Origin of the sequence: Streptomyces fructofermentans, assembly GCF_014651055.1 — a bacterium.
Lineage (GTDB): Bacteria > Actinomycetota > Actinomycetes > Streptomycetales > Streptomycetaceae > Streptomyces > Streptomyces fructofermentans.
The window spans coordinates 281,914-288,005 of record NZ_BMWD01000002.1 but is presented as its reverse complement, the minus strand read 5'-3'; the positions used below and the strand labels follow the sequence as shown (position 1 = coordinate 288,005).

Sequence of the window (6,092 nt, the reverse complement as noted above, 5' to 3'; positions counted from 1 at the left end):
TCGCCGAGCGTTCGGGGCCCCACCCATGTGAGGGCCTGCCCGTGGTCAGAGCCGTTCGAAGCCCCGGCGCAGCTCCCAGTCGGTCACCGAGGCGTCGAAGGCCCTCAGTTCGACCCGGGCCTGATGGGCGTAGTGGCGCACCGTCTCCTCGCCGAACGCGTGCGCGGCCAGGTCGCTCGCCTCCCACAGCTCCAGCGCCTCGCGGAGCGTGCCCGGCGCCTGCTCGGAGTCGGACGTGTAGGCGTTGCCCCCGAAGGCGTCCCGGAGCGGCAGCCGCCGCTCGATCCCGTCGAGGCCCGCCGCGATGAGGCCGGCGACGGCCAGATACGGGTTGACGTCGCCGCCGGGCAGCCGGTTCTCCACCCGCAGGGAGTTCCCGCGGCCCACCAGGCGCAGCGCGCACGTGCGGTTGTCGGCCCCCCACTCGACGGCCGTCGGCGCGAAACTCCCGGCCACGAAACGCTTGTACGAGTTGATGTTGGGCGCGTGGAGCAGGCTGAACTCGCGCAGCGCGGCCAACTGGCCCGCGAGGAAGTGCTCCCCGGTCGGTGACAGCCCGTACGGCCCGTCACCGGCCAGCACCGGAGTGCCGTCCGCGTCCCGCAGCGAGAGGTGGATGTGGCAGGAGTTGCCCTCGCGCCGGTCCGGCTTGGCCATGAAGGTGATGCTGGAGCCCTCCTGGGCGGCGATCTCCTTGGCCCCCGTCTTGTAGATGCTGTGCTGGTCGCAGGTGGTGACGGCGTCCGCGTACCGGAACGTGATCTCGTGCTGGCCCAGGTTGCACTCGCCCTTGGAGGCCTCCACGTACATCCCCGCGCCGGACATCGAGGTGCGGATGCGGCGCAGCAGCGGCTCGATCCTCGACGCCCCGAGGACGGAGTAGTCGACGTTGTAGGCGTTGGCCGGCCGCAGTTCGCGGTAGCCCTTGTGCCAGGCCTCCTCGTACGTGTCCTGGTAGACGACGAACTCCAGCTCGGTGCCGGCCAGCGCCCGCCAGCCGCGTTCGGCCAGGCGCTCGACCTGCCGGCGCAGGATGCGGCGGGGCGAGACCTCGACCGGAGTGCCGTCGTGCCGGACCAGGTCGGCCAGCACCAGGGCGGTGCCCTCGTGCCAGGGGATCATCCGCAGGGTCGACAGGTCGGGGAGGAGCCGGAGGTCGCCGTACCCGCGCTCCCAGGACGCCGACTCGTAGCCGTCGACGGTGTTCATCTCCACGTCGACGGCGAGGAGGTAGTCGCAGGCCTCCGCGCCGTTCTCCACGACCTCGTCGAGGAAGAACTCCGCGGAGAGCCGCTTGCCCTGGAGCCTGCCCTGGAGGTCGGTGAAGGCCAGCACGACGGTGTCGACGGCTCCCGTTCCCGCCTTGTCCCTGAGCTGGTCCAGGGTCAGCATGCCCTTGCGGTGTGCCATGTGCATTCTCCCGGTGTTCCTTGTGCCCGTCAGATCGTGAAGCGCCGTGAGACGACCGTGAACCCGGAGTCCAGGGCGGCCCAGGTGACCGTCGGGGGCGGCGTACCGCGCAGCGCGCCGTCGGGGAAGCCGGTGGTCTGCGCGAGCACCCGCAGCCGCAGCGGCCCCTTCCCGCGGACCTCCAGAGTGAGGTCGACGCCGTCGGCCGGCGGCGCCGCGTAGATGTAGCCCCAGGTCCAACGACCGTTGAGGGAGGCCCGGTTGGCGCCGCCCGGCAGCTTCCTGCCGGAGACGGAGAGGCTTTCGACCGTGCCGCTGCGGTTGTCGGCGTAGAGCATCAGCTGGCCCGGGGCGCCGTGCTCGGCGCCGAGGTGCACCCGTACCACCCGGGAGTTGCCGCTGCGCCGGGTCGACAGGACCTTCAGCGTCGGGGTGGGCGTCTCGACCCGCCGGGCGGGGCCCGTGCGCCACGACTCGGGCTCGCGCAGCGGCGGGAAGGTGTCCTCCAGGGCCGTCCGCCCGCCCGACAGATACGCGTCGGCCCACGGGTGCGAGCCGGTTCCGTTGCCCGCCCAGCGCGCCTCGCCGGTGTCACCGTCCACCGTGTACACCAGGCTGACCTGGGCGGGGCGCCCCTCGCTCACACCGTCGCCGAGGACACCCGCGGCGATCACGGCGAGGCCGGTGACGACGGCGGAGGCGGCGCGCAGGGCCACGATCCGGCGGCGGACGGGGGGCCGGCGCCCGGCGAGCACCGGCAGGGTCGCGGCGAACAGGGCCACCACGACGAGCGGGACCGCCGCGAGGGCGAGACCGGTGGTGGCGAACAGCAGGACCGCCACGGGAACAAGCAGGGCCGCGGCGGGAACGGCGGCCAGCGCGGCGACGGCGTCCCGCCCGCGGAACGTGCCCGGCAGCCGGGCGGCCAGCGCGAGGCCTGCGGCGCCGGCGAGCGCGGGCCACACGAAGAGGTACGAGGCGCCGGGCACGAGGAACGCGGTGAGCACGGCGAGGAGCAGCAGCCAGCCGGTGACCGCGGCGGACAGCTCCACAGGGGTGCACCGCCGCCGCCGTACGGCCGCCCAGGCGCGGACCACCGCGACGGCCACCACGGCGAGGCCGACGGCCGTCATCCCCGGCCGGTACGGGTCGCCGAAGACGAAGCCCGTGTAGTCGGGACGGAACAGGACGACGAGCTGCCACGCCCCCCAGCCGGCGGCGGCCACCGCGAGCAGGGGCACGGGCAGGGTCGCCGCGGTGACCGCGACGGCCCGGGTCCGGACGGCGTCCCGGCGCCTCGCGAACCACAGCGAGGCCGCGAAGCCCGCCGCCGACAGGGCAGCCAGGGGCAGCACCCAGCCGCCCGGGTAGCGCACCAGCAGCCCGCCGAACGTGAAGTAGGTGGCCTCCGAACTCGCGCGGATCGCCGGGATGTCGTCGGCCGCCAGCTCCCTGGTCGCCGCGAGCACGGTGGTCCCGAGGTCCTGCAGTGACGAACGGCTGGACCTGGCGAGGTTGTCCTGCGGAGTGTCGTAGGCGGCGGAGGTGCCGATGTTGGCGAAGTTCATTCCGGTCAGCCCGGCCTTGCGGAAGGCCGTGAAGTCCGTGTAGTTGGGCAGCAGCCGGTAGACCTCGTACGCCAGGGAGTTGGTGACGGGCGTGCTGTCCCCGAGAGCCGGCACCAGGGCCGCGTTGTGGGCCCCCGTCTCGAACATGACCACCCGGCCCGAGGTGCCCCGCGCCTCCAGGTTGAGCACGACGGTCCGGTCCGGGTCGCCGAGCGCGGGGGACGCGGTGTAGGCCTGCGCCCCGACCATCCCCAGCTCCTCCCCGTCCGTGAACAGGAAGGTGATGTCGTTGCGGGCGGCGGGTCCGGAGCGCAGGGCCCTGATCATCTCCAGCATCGCCGCGACTCCGTGTCCGTTGTCGGTGGCTCCGGGGCCGATCTCGACGGAGTCGTAGTGTGCCGTGACCAGCACCCGGCCGGTGGGGTCCGTGCCGGGCAGGGTGACGCGGATGTTCTGGACGGGCGCCGTCAGAGCGGCCCCCGAACTCGTGTCGGCGCCCAGGGCCGGCAGCACTTCCGGCTCCGGCCCCGTGGCGCGGATCTCCTTCAGGAGATAGTCGCGTACGCGGTCGTGCGCCGCCGATCCGACGGGCCTGGGCTCGGACGCCACCCGCTCGACGTGGCGGTGCGCGCGGTCGGCGGAGAACGCGCCGGCGGGCGCGCCGACCGGCAGCGGGTCGGGGGGCGTGGTGTTCGTGAGCACCGGGACGGCCGCGACGAGCGTCACGACGAGGAGCAGCAGCAGTTCGGGCAGGAACCGCAGCCGGTCCCGGGGCGCCGGCGCTGCGTCGGGGCGCTCCGGTGCCGGGGCGGCGTCGAGCGTGCGCAGGGTCACTGGTCGGCCGTTTCTGTGCGGAGGGCCGCAGCCCCGTCGTCGGCGGGCCCGGACTCCCCGTCGTGGTCCGGTGTCCCGCCGAGACTGCGGTTGGACAGCAGGGGCAGTGAGAGGAGCGTCCCGGCGAGGAGCAGAGCCGCGGCGACGAAGAACGGGGCGCGCAGCCCGAAGTGGCCGGCGACCAGCCCTCCGACGAGCCCGCCGATCGGCGTCAGCCCGTTGATCACCAGCCGGTACGCGCCGTTGACGCGGCCGAACCTCTCCTGGGGGATGAGGGACTGGCGCAGGGTCGTGGTGATGACGTTGACCAGGGTGATGGCCGCGCCCACGAAGACCAGCGCGAAGGCGGCGACCAGGGCGTGCGAGGCGACCCCCGACACCACGAAGGACAACGGGCTGATCGCGAAGGCGAGTTGGAGGGAGCGGCCGCGGCCGACGGTCTCGATGACCTTCGGCGCGACGACCAGGCCGATGAGTCCGCCGCTCGCGATGACCAGCAGGAGCAGTCCGTACACCGTCTCGCTGACGTGCAGTGTGTGGAGCGCGTAGAGCACCGCGATGGACAGCACGGCCAGGACCGCGAAGTTGAGCAGCGCGACCATGAGGCACACCACGCGCAGCAGCCGGTGCCGCCACAGCCAGGTGATCCCCTCGGCGGTCTGCGCGGCCAGCACGCGCGCGGTGAGCGGCTCGCCCTTGACGTCGGGTGCCACGCCCGGCGGGCGGAGGCCGAGTACGAGCACCGCGGAGACCGCGAAGCAGACGGTGGCGACGCCGAACGGCAGCAGCGGGGCGACGACGAACAGCGCCGTGCCCACCGGGGCGCCGAGGAACTCCATGGTGACGAGCCGCCCCGACAGGAGCTTGCTGTTGGCCGAGTCCAGGGAGTGCGTGCCGGCCATGTCGGGCACGACGGCCTGCGACAGGTTGTCCGCCATCGTCTCCACGGAGCTCAGCAGGAACGCGGTGAGGGCCAGGACGCCGATCCCCACCCGGTCGGCGAGGATCGCGGTGACCAGGCCGGTCAGGACGACCGCGCGGGCCACGTCGCAGATCCACAGCATGCGCCAGCGGTCCAGGTGGTCGATCAGCGTGCCGCTGAACGGCCCGACGACCAGCCAGGGCAACTGGCCGGCGACGGTCACCAGCGAGACCAGGAACGGGTCGCCGGTGACCGTCGCGGCGGCCACCGACAGCGCGATGATCCGGATGCCGTCACCCAGACCGGAGATGGTGGTCGCGGACCAGAGCCGCCAGAAGCCGGGCGCGAACCGGCGAGGGGCCACCGCCACGGCCGTCACAGCAGGTCGAAGTCGACGATCAGCACGTCGCGGTGCGCGGGCAGGGTGTCGTCCACCGGCCGCACGGGCGTGACGTCGTGCAGGACGGACCGGTCGTCGACCAGCAGTTGGTCGCCCGGCTCGCTCAGGGTGACGGCGAGGAGCTGCTCGCCGTCCTCGGTGTGGAGCGAACTCTCACCGCCCGTCACATTGGTCCGGCCGACGAGCAGCGAGGTGACGAAGGTCGAACCGTCGCGGTGCCGGCCCTGCGGGGCGGGACGGCCGGTCTCGCCGCTGCTGGTGACGATGCGGAACGGGTGCAGCTTGACGTCCCACCGGGTCACGCCCTCGACCGCCGAGAAGATCTCGCCGAGTGCCAGGACGACGGACCGCGTCAGCGGGTCCTCCGCGAACGCCGGGGTCAGCGGGTCGAAGTGCCGCTCGATGCCCCCGTTGAGCGGGTTGATCGCGCTCTCCTGCCGGTACGGCCCGTGCGGCAGCGCCGTCAGCGCGCCGGTGGTGGTGTCGAGGGTGAAGTGCCCGTAGCGGCGGTGGCGGTAGGCGCCGCCGTCGCGCATGTAGGTGTCGACGGTGAGGTCGTCCCAGTGGCGGGCGAAGCGCGCCCAGTCCTGCGCGGTGGCGCCGATCAGCTCGGACTGCTCGGCGGACGGCTGCAGATGACCGCCCCACGTGGACAACTCCCGTACGGCGGTGGAGATCGCGGGACGGGCGGAGCCGGCCCGTTCGGTGGTGATCGGATCGGACACGTCGGGTGCCGCCCTTTCTGATGCCGGGATGAAGGGACCCCCGATCGTGGCAACGGGCCGGCCCCCGGGACGAGTCGGGGGAATCCCCACCGGGCCGTCCGCGGCCCGGACGGACAGTCGGGGAGTTGCCCGACTGTCGGCGGTACGGCGTCCCGGTGGACCATCCGGAGCAGGCCGTGGAGCGTGCTGAGGCTTCCCGCCGCAAACGCGGGAGCCCGGCGGGAAGCCTCAGC

4 protein-coding genes are annotated in these 6,092 nt (G+C 73.2%); all 4 read right to left on the bottom strand.

The window, feature by feature from the left end; genetic code table 11:
- Positions 1-45 precede the first annotated feature (45 nt).
- Genes IE265_RS04235 through IE265_RS04220 form a run of 4 tightly spaced genes read right to left on the bottom strand, consistent with a single transcriptional unit; the run spans position 46 to position 5,859 of the window.
- Complete coding sequence (locus IE265_RS04235; protein ID WP_190034094.1) at positions 46-1,410, bottom strand: glutamine synthetase family protein; 1,365 nt, start codon at positions 1,408-1,410, stop codon at positions 46-48.
- 29 nt (positions 1,411-1,439) lie between these two features.
- The gene (locus tag IE265_RS04230) at positions 1,440-3,812 is read right to left on the bottom strand and encodes a M20/M25/M40 family metallo-hydrolase (protein WP_190033942.1); all 2,373 of its coding nucleotides are present in this window, start codon (positions 3,810-3,812) and stop codon (positions 1,440-1,442) included.
- A complete protein-coding gene (locus IE265_RS04225; RefSeq protein ID WP_229916022.1) occupies positions 3,809-5,104 on the bottom strand; it encodes an MFS transporter in 1,296 nt (431 codons plus the stop codon). The genes IE265_RS04230 and IE265_RS04225 overlap by 4 nt, the downstream gene beginning before the upstream one ends.
- A 5-nt stretch (positions 5,105-5,109) precedes the next feature.
- Positions 5,110-5,859, bottom strand: a complete 750-nt coding sequence (locus IE265_RS04220) for a 2OG-Fe dioxygenase family protein (protein ID WP_229916021.1) — start codon at positions 5,857-5,859, stop codon at positions 5,110-5,112.
- Between the last annotated feature and the right edge of the window lie 233 nt (positions 5,860-6,092).

Coding starts and splice junctions, on each gene's coding strand:
- IE265_RS04235 (WP_190034094.1), bottom strand. CDS start 1,410: ATGGCACACCGCAAGGGCATGCTGACCCTGGACCAGCTCAGGGACAAG.